The sequence below is a fragment of the Pseudoalteromonas sp. SANK 73390 genome (genome assembly GCF_054966645.1).
This window is the reverse complement of the sequence record NZ_ARPN01000207.1, coordinates 68,760-87,283: the sequence shown is the minus strand read 5'-3', so window position 1 is coordinate 87,283 and position 18,524 is coordinate 68,760. Positions and strand designations below refer to the sequence as shown.

General features: G+C 40.3%; 17 protein-coding genes. 5 read left to right on the top strand and 12 right to left on the bottom strand.

Annotation, left to right across the window (positions count from 1 at the left end):
- Positions 1 to 511 precede the first annotated feature (511 nt).
- The 4 genes from SANK73390_RS22780 (at position 512) to SANK73390_RS22765 (ending at position 4,746) form a co-directional block, all read left to right on the top strand.
- Positions 512 to 1,462 (top strand): porin, encoded by a 951-nt coding sequence (locus tag SANK73390_RS22780; protein ID WP_462768610.1) that lies wholly within the window; start codon positions 512 to 514, stop codon positions 1,460 to 1,462.
- A 178-nt stretch (positions 1,463 to 1,640) separates the two neighbouring features.
- Positions 1,641 to 2,330 carry a phosphate regulon transcriptional regulator PhoB gene (phoB, locus tag SANK73390_RS22775; RefSeq protein ID WP_070985814.1) on the top strand — a complete coding sequence of 230 codons (690 nt, stop codon included), beginning with the start codon at positions 1,641 to 1,643 and terminating at the stop codon, positions 2,328 to 2,330.
- Positions 2,331 to 2,368: 38 nt separating this feature from the next.
- Positions 2,369 to 3,706 (top strand): phosphate regulon sensor histidine kinase PhoR, encoded by a 1,338-nt coding sequence (gene phoR, locus SANK73390_RS22770; RefSeq protein ID WP_462768607.1) that lies wholly within the window; start codon positions 2,369 to 2,371, stop codon positions 3,704 to 3,706.
- Between the two features lie 71 nt (positions 3,707 to 3,777).
- The gene (locus SANK73390_RS22765) at positions 3,778 to 4,746 is read left to right on the top strand and encodes a PstS family phosphate ABC transporter substrate-binding protein (RefSeq protein WP_261592001.1); all 969 of its coding nucleotides are present in this window, start codon (positions 3,778 to 3,780) and stop codon (positions 4,744 to 4,746) included.
- 480 nt (positions 4,747 to 5,226) lie between these two features.
- Here SANK73390_RS22765 and panC read toward each other — a convergent pair whose 3' ends face one another.
- From panC to sfsA, 7 genes are all read right to left on the bottom strand, one after another.
- Positions 5,227 to 6,075: a pantoate--beta-alanine ligase gene (panC, locus tag SANK73390_RS22760; protein ID WP_462768604.1), complete on the bottom strand. Its 849-nt coding sequence runs from the start codon at positions 6,073 to 6,075 to the stop codon at positions 5,227 to 5,229.
- Positions 6,075 to 6,869, bottom strand: coding sequence for a 3-methyl-2-oxobutanoate hydroxymethyltransferase (gene panB, locus SANK73390_RS22755; protein ID WP_462768602.1), 795 nt, complete (start codon positions 6,867 to 6,869; stop codon positions 6,075 to 6,077). Before panB ends, panC begins: the two co-directional genes overlap by 1 nt.
- A gap of 23 nt (positions 6,870 to 6,892) precedes the next feature.
- On the bottom strand, positions 6,893 to 7,375 hold the full coding sequence (folK, locus tag SANK73390_RS22750; RefSeq protein WP_462768601.1) for a 2-amino-4-hydroxy-6-hydroxymethyldihydropteridine diphosphokinase: 483 nt from the start codon (positions 7,373 to 7,375) through the stop codon (positions 6,893 to 6,895).
- Positions 7,368 to 8,669, bottom strand: a complete 1,302-nt coding sequence (gene pcnB, locus SANK73390_RS22745; RefSeq protein ID WP_462768600.1) for a polynucleotide adenylyltransferase PcnB — start codon at positions 8,667 to 8,669, stop codon at positions 7,368 to 7,370. Before pcnB ends, folK begins: the two co-directional genes overlap by 8 nt.
- Positions 8,670 to 8,863: 194 nt before the next feature.
- On the bottom strand, positions 8,864 to 9,784 hold the full coding sequence (gene gluQRS, locus SANK73390_RS22740; RefSeq protein ID WP_462768599.1) for a tRNA glutamyl-Q(34) synthetase GluQRS: 921 nt from the start codon (positions 9,782 to 9,784) through the stop codon (positions 8,864 to 8,866).
- Positions 9,785 to 9,796: 12 nt separating this feature from the next.
- The gene (dksA, locus tag SANK73390_RS22735) at positions 9,797 to 10,240 is read right to left on the bottom strand and encodes an RNA polymerase-binding protein DksA (RefSeq protein WP_261592007.1); all 444 of its coding nucleotides are present in this window, start codon (positions 10,238 to 10,240) and stop codon (positions 9,797 to 9,799) included.
- 175 nt (positions 10,241 to 10,415) lie between these two features.
- Positions 10,416 to 11,123, bottom strand: a complete 708-nt coding sequence (gene sfsA / locus SANK73390_RS22730) for a DNA/RNA nuclease SfsA (protein WP_462768598.1) — start codon at positions 11,121 to 11,123, stop codon at positions 10,416 to 10,418.
- Between the two features lie 81 nt (positions 11,124 to 11,204).
- On the opposite strand from sfsA, the gene pepB reads away from it, so the two are divergent.
- Positions 11,205 to 12,500 (top strand): aminopeptidase PepB, encoded by a 1,296-nt coding sequence (pepB, locus tag SANK73390_RS22725; protein ID WP_462768596.1) that lies wholly within the window; start codon positions 11,205 to 11,207, stop codon positions 12,498 to 12,500.
- A 371-nt stretch (positions 12,501 to 12,871) separates the two neighbouring features.
- On the opposite strand, the gene SANK73390_RS22720 is transcribed toward pepB, so the two are convergent.
- The 5 genes from SANK73390_RS22720 to gpmM form a co-directional block, all read right to left on the bottom strand.
- On the bottom strand, positions 12,872 to 13,291 hold the full coding sequence (locus SANK73390_RS22720; RefSeq protein WP_462768594.1) for a CBS domain-containing protein: 420 nt from the start codon (positions 13,289 to 13,291) through the stop codon (positions 12,872 to 12,874).
- 285 nt (positions 13,292 to 13,576) lie between these two features.
- The gene (locus SANK73390_RS22715) at positions 13,577 to 14,335 is read right to left on the bottom strand and encodes a divergent polysaccharide deacetylase family protein (RefSeq protein WP_462768591.1); all 759 of its coding nucleotides are present in this window, start codon (positions 14,333 to 14,335) and stop codon (positions 13,577 to 13,579) included.
- A gap of 178 nt (positions 14,336 to 14,513) precedes the next feature.
- Positions 14,514 to 15,740 carry a S41 family peptidase gene (locus SANK73390_RS22710; RefSeq protein WP_462768590.1) on the bottom strand — a complete coding sequence of 409 codons (1,227 nt, stop codon included), beginning with the start codon at positions 15,738 to 15,740 and terminating at the stop codon, positions 14,514 to 14,516.
- 38 nt (positions 15,741 to 15,778) lie between these two features.
- Positions 15,779 to 16,912: a murein hydrolase activator EnvC family protein gene (locus SANK73390_RS22705; protein WP_462768588.1), complete on the bottom strand. Its 1,134-nt coding sequence runs from the start codon at positions 16,910 to 16,912 to the stop codon at positions 15,779 to 15,781.
- Positions 16,913 to 16,914: 2 nt separating this feature from the next.
- On the bottom strand, positions 16,915 to 18,459 hold the full coding sequence (gpmM, locus tag SANK73390_RS22700) for a 2,3-bisphosphoglycerate-independent phosphoglycerate mutase (protein ID WP_462768585.1): 1,545 nt from the start codon (positions 18,457 to 18,459) through the stop codon (positions 16,915 to 16,917).
- Between the last annotated feature and the right edge of the window lie 65 nt (positions 18,460 to 18,524).

The following is an 18,524-nucleotide window of genomic DNA, read 5'->3' as shown; positions in this document are numbered from 1 at the left end:
CAGCGTTATCACCTAGCTGACATAGAATAACTATGTGACGTAGGTTCTGCCTTGCCAAAATCCCCGAATGACTGCTGCAAAAACACACAGCAAAGATCAATAGCCCCTAATCAAAAGCCTCATTATGAGGCTTTTTTTTGGATCATTATTTTACCTTCGATCATATTTAAAGATCAGTAAGTTACCTAATTTAGCTGCTTGGGATCAGTTTTTTACCAGCTTAGTGCTGATAGATCTCTTTATGGGCGGCTTTTGTATGTTTTTTAGCTAAATTAATGGTTGTAAAGGCGTTTATAAAGAGAGTGGTAAGTAAAATAATGATCCATGAAGCGATCGGGTTAGTAAGATTTTGATCCCAAATACCGTTCTTAGTATAAATTTGATCTCGGATGTTATTATTTCTTGATCTCCCATCAGGAGCGACTAATTTTTATATTGTAGTTGGTATTTCTGGCCATATGAGTTCAACGGAATAGAACTTGAATCTTTCATATTATAAGGCTGCGCGACAATGAAAATAAATAAATTAACGGTTTTTTGTTCTTCATTTCTAATTTTATCAGGCTTTGCAAATGCAGAAGCTGTGAAGGTCTATGGCCGTGTTCATGCTGGTGTGCAATATAGTGATGTTGCAAGTGAGAGTGAAACGAGTATTGAAAGTTATGCATCACGCCTTGGTATGAAAGGCGATGCAAAAATTAATGATGGGCTAGAAGTGTTTTTTAAATATGAGTTTGAGGTTAATCCTGCTGATAACGACAAAGATGGCAAAAGTGGTGAAAACATAACCGCTAGATCTCAATATGTTGGTTTGAAAGGAAGTTTCGGACAAGTATTGATTGGCCGTGATGATACAGCGATGAAAAAATCGCAAGGTAAAATCGATATGATGAACGATTTTGAAGCTGACATTAAAACGATGTTTGCTGGAGAGAATCGCTTAGGAGATACCATACAATATACGACACCTGTACTTAATCATTTGAAATTTGTAGTTAGTTATATTGCAGAAGATAACAGTAAGCAAAATGGTGAATCAGGGCTTTCTATTGCAGGCATTTATGGTGATAGTAAATTAAAGAAAACACCAATTTATATTAGTGTTGCGCACGATAATGAAGTAGCTGGGCAAGATATAAATCGTGTTACTATTCAAGGTAGGATAGGTGATGCAACGCTTGGGGGGATGTATCAACAAAGCGAAAAAATAGCATCTAATGATAAAGTGGATAGCTTTATGGTGAGTGCTTCATACAAAATTGATAGCTATAAATTGTTAGCACAATATCAAGACTCTGATGGTGTGTCAGGTAAACTATCGGATTCGGGTAATGCAACGTCAGTCGGTGTAGAAAAAAGCCTTTCAAAGCAAGCGCGTATGTATATTTGGTACTCGCAATTCGACTTAGACAATAGTCCAGAGCAGGAACACATGGCGCTCACATTACGTTATGATTTTTAGTTAAATGTTTTTATTTTTTAAATAATCCTGTAACATCAATAAGCTACAAAATATTGTGGTTAAAAATTAAATTCGCAATTTTTTGGCAGCTTTTTAAAATCAGATGTACTATTTCATAAAACTGTCACACTAAGTCATAATAATGACACCAACTTCGGTAATGAAAGAGAACATTCGGATGTCACGTAAAGTACTTGTAGTTGATGATGAAGCGCCTATCAGAGAAATGCTGGTATTTGTTTTAGAACAAAATGGTTTTCAAGCTATTGAAGCTGAAGATTATGATTCCGCCATAGCCGCAATGGTAGAACCATATCCAGATATGGTATTGCTAGATTGGATGCTACCAGGCGGAAGTGGTATTCAGATTGCTAAAAAGTTTAAGCAAAGCGAGTATACACGCCAAATCCCAATCATTATGTTAACTGCACGTGGTGAAGAGGAAGATAAAGTAAAAGGTTTAGAAGTAGGCGCTGATGATTACGTCACAAAACCTTTTTCTCCAAAAGAGTTAATGGCGAGGATTAAAGCGGTGATCCGTCGTGTTTCTCCGACTTCATTAGAAGAAGCTATTGAAGTTCATGGCTTGCGTCTAGACCCTATTTCACACCGTGTTACTTCTGCAGGAAGTGAGTTAGATATGGGTCCAACTGAATTCCGCTTATTACATTTCTTTATGACTCACCCTGAAAGAGTATATAGCCGTGAGCAATTGCTAGATCATGTATGGGGTACTAATGTATATGTTGAAGACAGAACGGTTGATGTGCATATCCGTCGTCTACGTAAAGCCATTGCACCATTGGGCCATGATAGATTAGTACAAACTGTGCGTGGTGCAGGTTATCGTTTTTCTAGCAAGTTATAAAATAGGTTAGTAATAGTTGTGTTAGGACACGATCATATATGTACCGAGTGATAAATAAACAGGCGTTATTCAAGCGCCTGTTTTTGTATTTTTTGCCTTTAACTTTGATTGGTATTCTGATCGGTGCCCCTTTTGTATTGTTATTTATTGGGGCTGTTTCATTATTATTATGGCATTACCATCAGCTCTATCGTTTAAGTGATTGGTTGTTGAACCAGCGCAGCTTTAATCCGCCAGAGGGAGAGGGTGCATGGGAGCAAATATTTGAAGGCATTTATCACTTGCAGCATCGTAATCGCAAAAAACGTAATGAATTAGCAGAACTGATTCGTCGTTTTCGTGAAGGAGCTGAGGCAGTACCGGACGCGGTTGTTGTATTACAGCAAGATATGAGTATTGTGTGGTGTAACCAATTGGCTTTAAAGGTATTAGGCTTGCAGTGGCCCACAGACCATGGACAGCGTTTAGATAATCTGATCCGCGACCCTAAGTTTGCTAGATATATGCATGATCATGAGTTTGATGACCCACTAGAGCTTGATTCAGGTCACGCGAGTGAGCAAGTTTTGGAGTTTAGGGTTATGCCCTATGCTGAGCAGCTAATGATGGTGGTTCGAGACATAACTCGATTGAAGCAACTAGAGCAAATGCGCAAAGACTTTGTTGCCAATGTATCTCATGAACTACGTACGCCATTGACGGTTGTAACGGGTTATCTCGAGATGTTAGACAGTGATAATTTACCGCCGCCAAGCATGTGGAACAAAGCTCATCACACCATGATTGAGCAGTGTAAGCGTATGGATAGTCTGGTCAATCAATTGTTATCATTGTCTCGTATAGAGGGAGCTCGTAAACAAGATAATGATAAGCCTGTTAATGTTCCTAAAATGCTTTCTCTGATTGAAATAGAAGCTAAATCACTTAACCAAGAGAAGCACCATCAGCTGGTGTTTAATATAGACCAATCTTTAGATATTGTTGGCTCTGCAGATGAATTACGTAGTGCATTTTCAAACCTTGTCTTTAATGCAATTCATTATACTAAGCCTGAAGGGCAAGTTGCAGTGAGTTGGCAAGTTGATGCCGATGGTCAACCAAGATTCTCAGTGATAGATAATGGTGATGGAATTGCACCAGAGCACATTCATCGATTGACCGAGCGCTTTTATCGCGTAGATAAAGCTCGTAGTCGTAAAACTGGAGGCTCCGGTTTAGGGTTAGCCATTACTAAGCATGTACTTACCCGTCATGACTCCATGCTTGAGATCAACAGTACGTTAGGGGAAGGGTCTACTTTTTCATTTACTTTTACAAAATCAAAGCAAGCTTTTATGACAAATACGGAAAGTCATAAAAATGTAACCTTAGGGTAATTTTTCTGTCATTGAATGACTGCAAAATAGTCTGCGTTAATTAAATGGGACGAACAATTGGAGTAACCCCAATGAAATTTAAAAGCTTAGTTGCCGCAATGGGTGTGGCTGTAACAACCTTAGTTTCAACACAAGTTTCTGCGTTAGATAAAACTTTACCAGAATATAATAAAATCAGCGGGATCTCAGGTAACTTCTCTTCTGTGGGCTCCGATACACTCGCAAACATGATGACCTTTTGGGCCGAAGAATATAAGCGTATTTACCCTAATGTAAATATTCAAATTCAAGCAGCAGGTTCTTCAACAGCACCACCAGCTCTGACTGAAGCAACAGCTAATTTCGGTCCTATGAGCCGTAAAATGAAATCTAAAGAAATCGAAGCATTTGAAAAGCGTTACGGCTATAAGCCAACTGAAGTTCGCGTTGCCATTGATGCACTTGCTGTATTTGTACATAAAGATAATCCAATTGAAGGTCTTCGTATTGATCAAGTTGATGCAATTTTCTCTTCTACACGTAAGTGTGGCGCATCAGAAGAAGTATCACGTTGGAGTGATGTAGGGCTAACGGGTGACTGGGCTGTAAAAGATGTTCAGCTTTATGGACGCAACTCGGTATCAGGTACTTATGGTTACTTTAAGAAAAAAGCACTGTGTAAAGGTGACTTCCGTAATAATGTGAATGAGCAACCAGGCTCTGCATCAGTTGTACAATCAATCTCTTCGTCTGTTAATGCGATTGGTTACTCTGGTATTGGTTATAAAACGTCAGGTGTACGTACAGTGCCTCTAGCGAAAAAAGGCAGCAATTTTGTTGATGCGACATTAGCTAATGTTGCACAAGGTAAATACCCGCTATCTCGATTCTTGTACGTTTATGTGAATAAGCACCCAAATAAACCATTATCGCCAATTGAATCTGAGTTCTTGAAAATGGTACTTTCTCAAGATGGGCAGAAAATTGTAGAAAAAGATGGTTACGTGCCTCTATCTGGCAAAATGGCAAGCTCAGAGCTTAAAAAGCTAGGCTTACTATAAAGTTTAATCTATCGGCCTACGGAAGGGAGATAGAATGCGCTCAAAAACCCCTATTTATAGGGGTTTTTTAATGGATTATTGCTGTAAACTTTGCGCGCTCGGAAGTTTTTCAGCTTGAATTTTGCAATGAATAATATCAATTGCACTAAATAAATGACCAGATATTACAGCAGACAAATTGCTTATTAACTAGGTTAAAATTTCGCTATGTCGTTATTCTACATGAGCCACTTTGAACGCAATTAATGAATCATTTAGCTCGTTAGAATGATCAATGTTTTAATACAATTGGTATAAAACTATCAGTTAATCTACCTTGGCATATCTGTTCAGATAAACTTGTTTGGGGTGCTAATTGTATGAATGAACTTTCATATTGATAAACTTTACTGTGTACAGAGATTTAATTCGGTAGAAGTATTGGTAATGCAGCCCCACACTAAAAACAAGCGCTTATAATAAATTTCATATATTTTTCGATTATAAGCAAACTTGCATATTATCGACAAGCCTTACTTTACCTAAATAGGCTGCAGTAAGAATGACAAGGTGTTGGTCATTGTTGCAGGCTGCTTTTAAGGTTACTGCTTCGGCAATATTAAAATAATCTGGTTTTAAGCCGCTTTCTACAATGGTTTGTTTAGCTTGCTGTTCAATACCATCAAAGTTTTTATCGCCTGTTTGTAACGCTTTGACAGCACTATTTAATACTTGAAAGAGTACTTTGGCGGTTTCTTTTTCTTCGGCACTTAAATAACTATTGCGAGAGCTCATAGCTAGACCATTGGCTTCTCTTTTGGTTGGTACACCTACAATTTCAATTGGCATAGAAAGATCGCGAACCATGGTTTTGATCACTTGCAGTTGTTGGTAATCTTTCTCTCCAAAGCAGGCAATATCAGGCTGTACCATATTAAACAATTTAGTAACCACAGTTGCAACGCCTTTAAAATGTCCTGGACGTGTACCACCACAATACCCAAGAGATATCTGTGGTACATCGACATAACTTTGTGCGGCTAAACCATTTGGATAAATAGTCTCTACATTAGGTGTAAACACTAGATCAGTGCCAAGCTCGGCAAGTCCTTGCTTATCTTCATTTAAGGTTCTTGGGTAACTGTCTAAATCTTCCGATGCGCCAAATTGCATTGGATTAACAAAAATACTCACAACAACTTTATCTGCTAAGTTTTTAGCTTTTTCTACCAGTGAAAAGTGACCATGATGTAAATTGCCCATTGTTGGTACAAATGCAACACTTAGCCCCTGTGCTCGCCATGCTTTGATCTGACTACGTAAAGATTTAATTTCTGATACTGACTGCATTAGTTAAACTCATGTTCAGAGGTTGGAAAAGCACCTGATTTTACGTCTTGGCAGTATTTTTTCACTGCTTGGGGCATATTGCCTGTTTCAGCTAAGTAGTTTTTTGAAAACTTCGGAATATAACCTGCGGAAATGCCAACTAAATCATGCATGACTAAGATTTGGCCGTCAGTTTCTTTACCTGCACCAATACCTATTACTGGGATCGTCAACGCTTGAGAAATTTGCTTTGCTAGGCTTGATGGAATGCATTCTACAACCAATAATTGTGCGCCAGCTTGTTCAAGCGCTTTGGCGTCAGCAATCATTTTTTTGGCCTGTTCATCACCTCGACCTTGAATCTTAAAACCACCAAAAACATGAACTGATTGGGGAGTTAGCCCTAAGTGCCCGCATACTGGGATACCTTGTTGAGTCAATGCCTGAATACTATCTAATAGCCATTCACCGCCTTCTAATTTCACCATGTTAGCACCAGCGCGCATTAGTTGCGCCGCATTTTCACACGTCTGAGCGGGGTTAGCATAAGTCATAAATGGCATATCGGCGATAACGAACAGTTCTTTACTGCCCGCTCTGACACAACGAGTGTGATAAGCAATATCCGTGTTAGTCACTGCTAATGTATCATCTGCGCCTTGTAGCACCATACCAAGAGAGTCTCCGACTAAAACAACGTCCACACCGTTGTCGTCAAACAGTTTGGCAAAGCTGGCATCATAGGCTGTAAGGGCCGTGATTTTGTTTTGCTCTCGCTTCATTTTTGCTAATGTGGATACAGTTACTTTAGCCATGTCGGTCCTCTTGGTGGTAATTATTATTTTAGTGGGGTTAAATCATTTAAAGGTACTTTTTTACCGATCTCATACAGTTTTTTACCGTTCGGTAGTATGAGTTCGGGAGTAATCTCAAGCAAAGGGTAAACCACAAACTCTCTCTCACATAATCCATAATGTGGCACGGTTAAACGAGATGTTTGTATTATCTCATTACCAAACAGCAAAATATCTAAATCTAGTGTACGTGCTCCCCAGCGTTCATCTTTACGTTGTCGGCCTTGCTCAAGCTCTATTGATTGTAGTGCATCTAATAAATCTAGCGCCTCTAGGTTCGTATTAAGACAGGCGACAGCGTTAACATAGTCAGGCTGATCTTGCGGGCCCATAGGCTTTGAGCCATACAACTGAGAACTGCTGATAAGCTGCGTGTGAGGTATGGTATTCAGTGCTAAAAGTGCAACTTCTATTTGCTCTTTAGGAGCATTGAGATTTGCTCCCAGACCAATATAAACTTTAGTCATTCAGAGGTTTCTTTCTTGGCTTTTTGCGATAGCGACGGCGCGGTTTGCCAGTTTCTTGGGGAGATAAAGTTTTCACCATTTCTTTTTGACCGTTGACATCTTGTTTTAGATAGTTGGTCCACCAGTCTGCGAGTGTTTGTAGTTCAGTTTCACCACTTTCTACTCGCAATAGTAAAAAGTCATAAGCAGCTTTAAAACGAGGCTGCTGAGATAATCTATAGGCTCTTTGTCCACCACGCTTGTCTAAACGCATTTGAATGTGCCACATATCACGAGCCCCAAGCGTAAAGCGTTTTGGTACTGCAATATGCTGTGAATTTTCAGCTAAGACCTGATTCATCGCTTGTGCATAAGCGTCGAATTCAGACAGTTGCTCTTGCTGTTGAAGTTGATCACTTCGTTTTAATAAAGGGAACCATAATAAAGCGGCATAAACAAATGCTGGTGTTACTTTTTTATCTGTATTGATGCGTAGGTCTGTATTGGCAAACATCTGAGCGACAAAGCGTGATTCAAAACCAGTTTTGCTATGAGCTATGATGTCATCTAGACTCGGGAAAAGTTGTTTAAATAGCCCTAACTCACGCAGCATGTGGTAGTTTTGCTCTGCTTTTCCATTTAAAAATAATTTTAGTGTTTCTTCAAATAATCGAGCGGCCGGAATATTACTCAGTAAGTCAGCCAATTCATTGATTGGTGCTTTAGTTGCAGGGGCAATTTGCATATCAAGTTTAGTGGCAAAGCGCACTGCGCGAAGCATGCGAACAGGGTCTTCACGATAGCGTGTTTCAGGGTCGCCAATCAGCTCGATTTTTCGTTCTTTAATTGCTGCAATGCCATTAGCAAAATCGTGAACACTAAAGTCTTTTACCGAGTAATAGAGGGCGTTAATAGAGAAGTCACGACGTTCAGCATCTTCTTCAATTGTGCCATATACGTTGTCTCTTAGTAGTTGTCCATGTTCGCTTGAATGGCTAATCGGGTTTTTCTTATCTTGCCCTTCATGGTGGCCGCGCATGGTTGCAACTTCAATGATCTCACGGCCAAATACAATATGGGCTAAACGAAAGCGTCTGCCAATTAGACGACAGTTGCGGAATAATTTTTTTACTTGCTCAGGTGTGGCATTTGTTACTACATCAAAATCTTTAGGCTCGATACCTAATAAAATATCTCGAATACAACCACCAACAAGATAAGCATCATAGCCACCGTCTTTTAAACGATATAATACCTTGATTGCATTTGGGCTTAATTGTTTGCGAGAAATGTTGTGCTCACTGCGTGGGATCAATTTTGGCTCAGTACAGGTTACTGGTGCCGTCTTGATATCACTTTGGCCAACCAATTGTCTGCAAAATTTAAATAGTTTAGAAATAATAACCTGTCTCCTAAAACAGTGAATGTGCCAAAAATCGCTTAATGCGTAGATGAACCTACAAGGCCCGCTATGATATACCAGTGGCAGCAAAAAATTAAGTTTTGGTCTTAAATATTGTTTGTTTCGGGCTCTTTGGTTAATGATTTCTCACGAACATTGGGAATTGAATGAAAAGAAAATGCGTTAACAGCCCAAGTTAATACTTCTTCAATATTAGCAGTGGCAAACTCTGGTGGTGGGATTATCCCCAAAAATTGCAGTGCTGCGAGCGTTGCAGGCACGGGATTTTGCTTATCGATTGCCGGGGCATGATTTTGTTTTGAGAGTTTAAAGCCAGGTTTAGCTACCACTAAAGGAATATGTGCATAGTGTGGTGCCCTTTGCTTAAGCTGTTGAAATAATCCTAATTGTCTTGCCGTTGGTTCGAGTAAGTCTGCACCTCTGACGACATGCGTTATACCTTGGTCAATATCATCAAGTACAACAACCAATTGATATGCAAATAAACCATCACGGCGTTTAATTATATAATCTTCAAAGGCTATGTCTTTTGGTATTTTGATGCGTCCTTGAACTTGGTCATTAAAAGACTCGACAGGGAAGTGCTGTTGCAAGCGTAAGGCGTTTTTTAATAAGGGTAAATTTAGCTCTTTGCAGTGGTTATCATAAAGTCCACCACGTTGTTTTATTTCTTTTCTCGTGCACTGGCATGCATAAACAATAGATTGCTGTTGCAGTTGGTACAGTGCATCTTCATATAAACTATGTCGCTGGCTTTGGTAAACAACCGAGTCATCCCAGTAGAGGCCATAAGCTTCTAGGGTGTGCAGAATATCGCTATCAGCGCCTTTTACAACACGGGGTGTGTCAATATCTTCTATTCGAACGAGCCATTGCCCTTGCTGGCTTTTAGCAGCAAGATAACTGGCAAGTGCCGCAACAAGCGAACCAAAATGTAAGGGACCCGAAGGCGAGGGAGCAAATCGACCTCGATAGCTCCCTTGATTGGATAATGCTGGGGTGAGCATAATAGGCTGAGGTTAACCTCGGCCGTTTTGCTTTTCTTTAATTTCAGCCAATGTCTTACAGTCAACACATAAATCAGCTGTAGGACGAGCTTCTAAACGACGGATACCAATTTCGATACCACATGATTCACAAAAGCCAAAATCATCATCTTCAATTAACTGCAGCGTCTTTTCTATCTTTTTGATCAGTTTTCGTTCGCGGTCACGCGTACGCAGCTCCAAAGAAAACTCTTCTTCTTGTGCAGCACGGTCAACAGGATCTGGAAAGTTTGCAGCTTCATCTTGCATGTGTGACTTGGTACGATCAACTTCATTACGCAAATCTTTACGCCATGCATCTAATATTGCTTTAAAATGAGTACGTTGTACTTCATTCATGTATTCTTCGCCCGGTTTTTCCTGATAAGGTTCTAAACCGGCTTGAGCTAACAACCCTAGTCTCTTTTGGTCAGACATAGCATTCTCCTAAATCCTTAATACATTACCCCAGCTAACGCCGGCGGCTATAAATAGCAGAATCTCCCCCCCTAAGCAAACACTTTTTCACTTTTTAGTATGACATTTGCTTGGATATCTCAGCCTTAGAGACGAAATTCCGATGAGCAGCTATATGGGGGCAAATAAAATAATTTCAACTCACATTAACTGGTACTGGATGAGAGAGAGTAATTTCATGCTCTGAAATTGCGGCTTTATATGCAAGTACTTCAACACCGGCTTCATAGGCTTGAATGAGTAAAGAAGCATATTTGGGGTCGATGTGTTTCGCTGGAGTAACACTCTCTATGCCCTCATGCATCACGATAAATAACAGTACCGCTCTTGAACCTTGGCTTTTTAAAGTTATTAACTCTCTGATATGTTTTTGACCTCGCAGCGTTTGAGCATCAGGAAAATAGCCTTGTTTGTCCTCTAATAAGGTAACTGATTTAACTTCTACATAACATGAAGGCCGATTATCCGAGGTAAGTAAGATATCAATACGGCTATTTTCTTGGCCATACTTGATTTCACGTTGGTGATATTGGTAGTCAGTCAGCTCGCAGATAACACCTTGCTCAATAGCTTCGCTGGCCACATGATTAGCATGATTGGTATTGACACAAATAAAGGCACCTTGGCTATTTTTTGTCAGTTCTAAAGAGTGTGGGTATTTGCGTTTATTATTATCACTGGTGGAATAGTATGCATCAAATCCGGCATCAGCACAGCCAGTCATTTTTCCTGTGTTTGCACAGTGCACGGTAAATTCCCCGCGCTGTGGACAGTGTAAATCTACTAAAAAGCGTTTGTAGCGTTTTAATAAAGTGGCTTTATTGAGTGAACTTGCAAATTTCATCAATTAATCGCATTAGGTTGGGTCATCAAGCTTGCTAGTGTACACTTTAGAGCACTTACAAGTGCAAGAGAATATAGGATTATGTCTGACAAATTTATTGTTCGTTTGAGTGAACAAACTGCCGCGGCACATTGGGGCGTAGGTGCTTCTTTATCTTTCGATAATCAAGGTGCTATAGTTCACCTGGCTCAAGATGAAACGCTTAAAAATATTCAAAAATCAGCGAGAACTTTAGCTCAGCAGGGGATTGCCCATGTACAGCTGCAAGGTGAGCTGTGGTGTACCGAGTCCCAATGGGCCTTCTATCAAGGTTTTGTAAGTCCCAAACAATTGATGGGTGTAACCTTTGTTGAAAATGCTCAGTCAGATATGAATGAATTGACTGCATTGCAAAGCTCAGCAACTTGGGCTCGGGAAATGATCAATGGCACTGCTGAAGATATTTATCCTGAAAGTTTGGCGGGCAAAGCGGCTGAGTTTATCCAATCTTTAGCGCCAGAGCATGTGAGCTATCAAATTATAAAGGGCAAAGCATTGCTTGAACAGCAGTGGATAGGTATTCATGAGGTAGGTCGTGGTAGTGAGCGTCCGCCAGTATTATTAGAACTTGATTACAACCCAACGGGTGACGTAGATGCTCCGGTAAGTGCAGCATTAGTAGGAAAAGGGATCACGTTCGATTCAGGTGGTTATTCAATTAAGCCTAGTGAAGGTATGCTGGGTATGAAGTGTGATATGGGGGGCGCTGCGACTGTAACTGCTGGGCTTGCATTGGCGATTCAACGTGGTGTAAAAAAGCGCATTAAATTATTTTTATGTTGTGCTGAGAACTTGATATCAGGACATGCATATAAACTTGGCGATATTCTTACCTACAAAAATGGTACTACGGTCGAGATTGTAAATACGGATGCAGAAGGGCGTTTAGTACTTGCTGATGGTCTTATGGCGGCTGGTGAATGTGGTGCAGAGTTGATTATTGATGCTGCAACATTAACAGGTGCAGCTTTGGTGGCTGTGGGTCAAGAGTACAATGCATTGTTTGGTTTAGACAAAGAGCTTGTCGCAGAGGTACAGCAGTTTGCAAGTGACGAGTTTGAAGCCGCTTGGCCATTACCTTTAGAAAAATGGCATCAGAATAACTGCCCTTCTGCTTATGCGGATACGGCTAATAGTCGCGCGCAAAAAGGTGGAGGGTTTGGTGGTGCATCAAATGCCGCTGGCTTCTTATCTCGTTTTGTACCAAATGAAGGCAAAGGTTGGGTGCATATTGATTTAGCCGCTGCGTTTCAAAATAGCGCAGGCAGTCAATGGGGGGCTGGCGCAACAACATTGGGCATGCGAACCGTAGCACGTACGCTTGCCGAAAAAGCATAAACGTAACTCAGGGTTGTTGATCTTTGCTGTGTGCTTTTGCAGCAGTCATTCGGGTATTTCCCAAGGCAGAACCTACGTCGCAAGTTATTCTATGTAAGCCAGGTGTTCACGTAGAATAATACCCCAATGGCACAGCACAGAGGGGTCACCAAGGCTTACACTGCGTTGGTTGAACCTTTTGTGCTATGAACATAAGATCACTATGCAACATAGCCCATTTCTAGCATTGAAAGCTTTTGATTTGAAGAGAGTTCATATCTCAATGATCAACACGCTCTAACCTCATATGATATTAATCTGAGCACAAGATTAGTTGATAGCTTATCCCAAGTTCAGATTATAGGTATGGTATTGCCTTTGGGTAATGATATCTAAGAAAGTAAAGCAGCAGCTAAGCGGACAAAGTCTGATGAAGTTAAAATACCGAGCAATTTATTGTTTTCATCTACGACAGGCATACAGCCGTGACGATTGCTAACAAAAAACTCCGCTACCTCAGCAAGACTTTTATTTGGTTGTGTACTGGCAAAGTCAGTGGCCATAATATCTTCTACAAGGGTATATTTCTCTTTTCTCTCTAATGCATTAGCCCCAAAAGTTGCCATGATCCCCATAACTTTTGCGATCATTATTTTTTGTGTCAGCATGCCTTGTAAGATCCCATGATCATCAATGACAGGGATATGGCGAATATTCTTTTCTCGCATTAATTCATGCGCATCTTTTAATGACGCTTTGAGTGATACCGCGAAAGGGTCGGCCGTCATTAGATCGGTAACAGTGTTTAACATCGTTTATTCCTCTTAGCAGAACATCTTGAATTTACAAAGTATATTTAACCTCAACCTTTGTGAATAGATTTATTAACACATAGCAACAATGTAGTGAATTATTGCCTCAATAACGGCACTATTGTAATTAAACTAGCGTTGTACATAGTCGTTGAAGAAAGCTTTATTGGACAAATTTGCTAATCCAGAGTTGAGGTTACATAAGTTATAACGCATATTTGCATGCTATGCATGAATCTAGATCAAATAGTAATAATCTGTTGAGCGGTTAATCACTGGTGGGAATTAAAAACCGAGGTTGAGTTTTTTATACTCTGCAAGTTGAATATATTTTAAGTCAACCAGTTGTGATATTGGCACAAGTTCATAGCCTTGGAGTTCAAGTTCAGGGATCGCAGTACTTAAGAATGCAATTGTTTCGGGGTAAGGGTGTGCTATAGCAATAGCAAACTGTTGTGCATCTGCTTTTAACTTAAGTGCTTCTAGCTGTAATGTTAGGGCATCAATGGTTGGGACATTGTCGAGAAAGACATGACGGCCAATATTTTCTACACCATATAGGTTTGCTACCGTTTGTGCTTGTGTGTGTTCTGTGGTGCGACTATCTAAAAAGAACAAACCCCGTTTTTTTAACACTTCCATGGTCCATTTCATTGGTTCAATATATTGAGTAAGTGCAGAACCCATATGGTTATTTGCCCCTTTCACTTGTGGTAAAGTCGCCAGAGCATGGCCTAAAGTACTTTGTAATTGCCACTTGTTCATAGTTAAGGTAAGTGCGCCAGGACCGAGTGCTTTATTATGTAATGATTGCATGGGAATATGCAGAAGCAGCTCTTTATTAGCTTTGCTGGCTAAAAAAGCAAACTGTTGAGAGTAAGGTGTATGCGGTAAAATAGAAAACGACAACTGACCGGGTAATTCCAGTAACTGTAAATCACGTTGGTGATTACCAACGTCATCGATCACAATAGCAATCTGTTTTGCGGCGCAAGGCAATGCTAAAAGCCAAATCACCAATAATCCCCAACAAATGTTTCGCATTGCCTGATTTCTTATTTTTATAGTTATATTCTAGGATGTTGTTAATTCTTGTTATTCAACGTTGTTTTATACGCAACTGGCTTTACTCTAAATAAGCCTTACTAATTTAGAGTAAAGCTTCACTTGCTATAAATGCTAGTTATACGATTAAAAAATCGGATCTAGAAGAACAATCACCCTAATGGTTTTTTAGTAATTTTTTTGCATCTAATATGTGAGAATCTAATCTCGCTAACTGCTCATTTTTGACTGTTTGTTCGCCAGCCATTATAGCGCTTTTGCTTAAATGTGAAAGCACTTGGTTGGTTAGTGTGATGTCTGGCGCAATGCCTGTACCTTCAATTGAACGCCCTGAAGGAGTGAAGTAGCGGGCTGTAGTTAACTTTAAGGCAGTAGTACCGTTACCAATCGGAATTAACGATTGAACTGAGCCTTTTCCATATGACGGGGTGCCCACTATGAGTGCCCTATGGTTATCCTGTAGAGCACCGGCTAAGATCTCTGCTGCAGAAGCTGAATTTCCATTTATCATGACTACCACTGGCGCTCCATTGAGAATATCTCCACTTTGGGCAGTAAAATGCTGGTTAGCGTCATAAAAGCGTCCTTTGGTAGATACGATAGTGCCAGCGTTTAAAAACAAGTCAGATATGGCAACAGCGCTGGTCAGGGTGCCACCGGGATTATCTCGCAAATCAATGACTAAGCCATTTAGGGCTGCACCATGTTTTAAAGCAAGTTTATTTAGATGCCTAGCAACATCATGGTAGCTATTATTGTTAAAGCTAGAAAGAGATAGATAACCATTGCCATTGCTAAGTATTTGACTACTAACACTTTCTAAACTTATCTCTTGGCGGCGTAATGCAAGCGTAAGTTGATGTGCTTGTCGCTCGACAGTAATGTTTATTGTCGAATATTCAGATTTTTTCAGTAACTTAGAAACATATTCAATGTCCTTATTAGCAACATTATAATTGTTGATTGCAACCAATTTATCTCCCCCCTCAAGACCAGCTAAATCAGCGGGTGAACCAGGCAGCGTATTAATAATAACAACATGATTGGCGATGATTTCTACTTCAATACCAATTCCTGTGTAGCGGCCATTTGCGGCACTAAAAATCGCTTCAAGTTCGGTTTCAGAAAGGTATTTAGAATAGGGGTCTAATTGCGTCAGTAATTTTTCAAAATTGTGCTTATTGATATTACTCAGAGGTAAATCTTCAACGTAATAGGCATGTATGTGAAATAAAATTTCATCTACTTGCTCTTGATTAAATAGCTGTTTTGCAAAACTAGGCGGGGTGATAAAACATAGGCAAAGTAGTATGCCAAAAACAATGAGAGCCAAATTTTGATAGCTACTAACAATGCTCTGCTTGATATGATTGAATGTATTCATCTGCTGCTCCAATTTTTGGTGCAGCACGGGTTAATCAATTAACTTGCTTTACACCATTTGACCGGATCGACAGCGCTCCCTTTATGCCGTATTTCAAAGTATAGACCAGAACGAGCTTGCCCGCCGCTTTGGCCAACTAACGCAATAGTCTCGCCAGCATTTACTAAGTCTCCTACATCTTTGAGTAATGTTTGTGTGTGTCCATATAGGCTCATAAAGCCTTTACCGTGGTCTACTACCATCACCCAGCCAAACCCATTTAGCCAATCTGCATAAACCACTTGTCCTTGTTTTATACTATTAACGGGTGCACCTGATTGTGCTTGGATCAATACGCCTTTCCAGCTCATCCCAGCGTGTTTTTGTTGTCCAAAGCGATGACGTAAGCGCCCTTTACTTGGCCAAAGTAAGCGGCCTTTATTTTGCGCTAAACCATCAAGTACTATCTCGGGAGATTGCTGTGTTTGTGCAAGTTCTTCAAGTGTTGAAATTAAGGTTTGTTCGTTTTCTTTTAAATAGTCGATTGCCTGTGCTGTTTGTTGTAAAGCGGCATTGAGCTTTTTTAGGTGTACCTGCCTGTCCATTTGACCTGCAACAAGGGCTGATTGGCGTTGTTCTTGTTGCGCTTTTAAAGCGCTGAGTTCATTTTGTTTGCGTGCCAGTTGTTGTTGGTTTTTAGCAAGTTCTGAAAAAACGTATTTGAGTTCTTCAAGTTGGGTGATTCTAGCTTTGTTGAAGTAGTCATAATAGCTTATCGCGCGTTCCAGATTTGCACTGTGCTGTTGGTTTAAAAGCATTTTTGAGTAATCGTGACTACCTGTCATGTAAGCACTTTTTAGTTGAGCAGCGAGTAATTTTTGCAACTGATACTTTTTGTTACTTAAGCTTTTTGCTTCGTTTTTCAGGGTATATTGTTGCTGTTGATTTTCAGTTATACCGCGCTGGGTGAGTGACAAGGCTTTGGCATTTTTGGCAATGTTGAGCTCTTGTTGTTTTAATTTTTTGCGCAGTGATGCAACATTGTTTTGCTGCTTTTGATAGCTTTGTTGGCTTTTTTTTAGTTCTTGTTGTACTTCGGTTAAATCTTGCTTGGTTCTTGTTTCATTGGCAACAACTGACGTTGCCACCAATGCCAAAACTAGTAAGATTAACTTGCTAGGGAAATTACACATGGTTATTTTAACGTCATGATAGGTTTACCAGTCATCTCATTTGGTTGCGCGATACCAAGCAGGTGCAACATGGTTGGTGCAACATCACTGAGTGTTTTACCTTCATGTGCTTGCGCGTCTCGGCCGACATAAATAAAGGGCACTGGTTCAGATGTGTGTGCGGTATGCGCTTGACCTGTGCTGGCGTTGGTCATTTGCTCGGCGTTGCCATGATCTGCTGTGATCAGCGCCTCACCACCTACTTGCTCAAGTGCATCAACAACACGACCAATACACTTATCAACTGCTTCACAGGCTTTTACTGCTGCGCTAAATACACCAGAGTGGCCAACCATATCACCGTTGGGATAGTTACAAATAATTACGTCATAATCGCCGCTGTGAATCGCTGCTACTAACTTATCTGTGAGTAGTTCTGAGTTCATTTCAGGCTGTAAATCATAAGTGGCAACCTGAGGTGATGGAATTAACTCTCGTTTTTCTCCAGCAAATTCACTTTCTCTACCGCCACTGAAGAAAAATGTTACATGAGCATATTTTTCTGTCTCTGAGATACGTAGTTGGGTTTTATTATGTTTGGCAAGCCATTCACCTAACACATTATTGAGTGTTTCAGGGGCGAAAGCCGCTGGTGCGTCAATATCTGCGGCATATTGTGTCATCATTACAAATGCGCTGAGTTTGGGTGTTACTTGTTTATTAAATCCATCAAATGATTCATCGACAAAAGAGCGAGTTATTTGACGTGCTCTATCTGCTCTAAAATTCATAAATATCATAGTATCACCATCATTGATGGTAACAGGTTGAGCATCGCTTGGTGTTATGGCACTTGCTTTAATAAATTCATCATTTTCATCACGCTCGTAAGCCGCTTTAAGTGCAGTGACGCCATTTTCATAGCTATACTGCGCTTGTGCGTTTACCATCAAATTGTAAGCGGCTTCAATACGTTCCCAGCGGTTATCTCGGTCCATGGCGTAGTAACGACCAATAACTGAAGCTAAGCGGCCGCACTTTAGTTCTGAAAATAGTGATTCTATACGTTCAATGGATGCATGCGCACTGCGCGGCGGGGTATCTCGTCCATCTAAAAAGGCATGAAAATAAACGGCTTTAGCGCCACGTTTTGCTGCTAGCTTAATACCTGCAATGATGTGATCTTCATGGCTATGCACGCCACCTGGGCTTAAAAGTCCCATAAGGTGCACAGCTTTATCAGCTTGTACTGCCTTATCGATGCTTTGTACCAAAACAGGGTTATGATCAAATTCACCATCATCGATGGCTTTAGTTATTCGAGTAAAATCTTGATATACAATACGACCCGCACCTAAGTTAACATGGCCAACTTCTGAGTTGCCCATTTGTCCATCAGGTAGACCAACATCTAATCCTGAGCCAGAGATCAGAGTATGAGGTTTAATTTGCCATAAATTGTCTAACACAGGGGTATTGGCTGCTAAAATAGCATTACTTTCGCTTTCTTCTCGATAACCCCAACCGTCTAAAATCATTAGAACAAGTGGTTTTTTTTGTGCAGTCATTTGGGCTCCTTTAGAACTAACTTTTTTATTTTATGCCAGAGGAATAAATTGGCATATTAGCGCGA

Excerpts from the sequence above, each read along its gene's own strand:
- SANK73390_RS22715 (WP_462768591.1), bottom strand. The coding sequence starts at position 14,335 with ATGCGAAACATTTGTTGGGGATTATTGGTGATTTGGCTTTTAGCATTG.
- SANK73390_RS22705 (WP_462768588.1), bottom strand. The coding sequence starts at position 16,912 with ATGTGTAATTTCCCTAGCAAGTTAATCTTACTAGTTTTGGCATTGGTG.
- SANK73390_RS22720 (WP_462768594.1), bottom strand. The coding sequence starts at position 13,291 with ATGTTAAACACTGTTACCGATCTAATGACGGCCGACCCTTTCGCGGTA.
- dksA (WP_261592007.1), bottom strand. The coding sequence starts at position 10,240 with ATGTCTGACCAAAAGAGACTAGGGTTGTTAGCTCAAGCCGGTTTAGAA.
- SANK73390_RS22710 (WP_462768590.1), bottom strand. The coding sequence starts at position 15,740 with ATGAATACATTCAATCATATCAAGCAGAGCATTGTTAGTAGCTATCAA.
- phoR (WP_462768607.1), top strand. The coding sequence starts at position 2,369 with ATGTACCGAGTGATAAATAAACAGGCGTTATTCAAGCGCCTGTTTTTG.
- SANK73390_RS22780 (WP_462768610.1), top strand. The coding sequence starts at position 512 with ATGAAAATAAATAAATTAACGGTTTTTTGTTCTTCATTTCTAATTTTA.
- sfsA (WP_462768598.1), bottom strand. The coding sequence starts at position 11,123 with ATGAAATTTGCAAGTTCACTCAATAAAGCCACTTTATTAAAACGCTAC.
- panB (WP_462768602.1), bottom strand. The coding sequence starts at position 6,869 with ATGGCTAAAGTAACTGTATCCACATTAGCAAAAATGAAGCGAGAGCAA.
- SANK73390_RS22765 (WP_261592001.1), top strand. The coding sequence starts at position 3,778 with ATGAAATTTAAAAGCTTAGTTGCCGCAATGGGTGTGGCTGTAACAACC.
- gluQRS (WP_462768599.1), bottom strand. The coding sequence starts at position 9,784 with ATGCTCACCCCAGCATTATCCAATCAAGGGAGCTATCGAGGTCGATTT.
- folK (WP_462768601.1), bottom strand. The coding sequence starts at position 7,375 with ATGACTAAAGTTTATATTGGTCTGGGAGCAAATCTCAATGCTCCTAAA.
- panC (WP_462768604.1), bottom strand. The coding sequence starts at position 6,075 with ATGCAGTCAGTATCAGAAATTAAATCTTTACGTAGTCAGATCAAAGCA.
- gpmM (WP_462768585.1), bottom strand. The coding sequence starts at position 18,459 with ATGACTGCACAAAAAAAACCACTTGTTCTAATGATTTTAGACGGTTGG.
- pepB (WP_462768596.1), top strand. The coding sequence starts at position 11,205 with ATGTCTGACAAATTTATTGTTCGTTTGAGTGAACAAACTGCCGCGGCA.
- phoB (WP_070985814.1), top strand. The coding sequence starts at position 1,641 with ATGTCACGTAAAGTACTTGTAGTTGATGATGAAGCGCCTATCAGAGAA.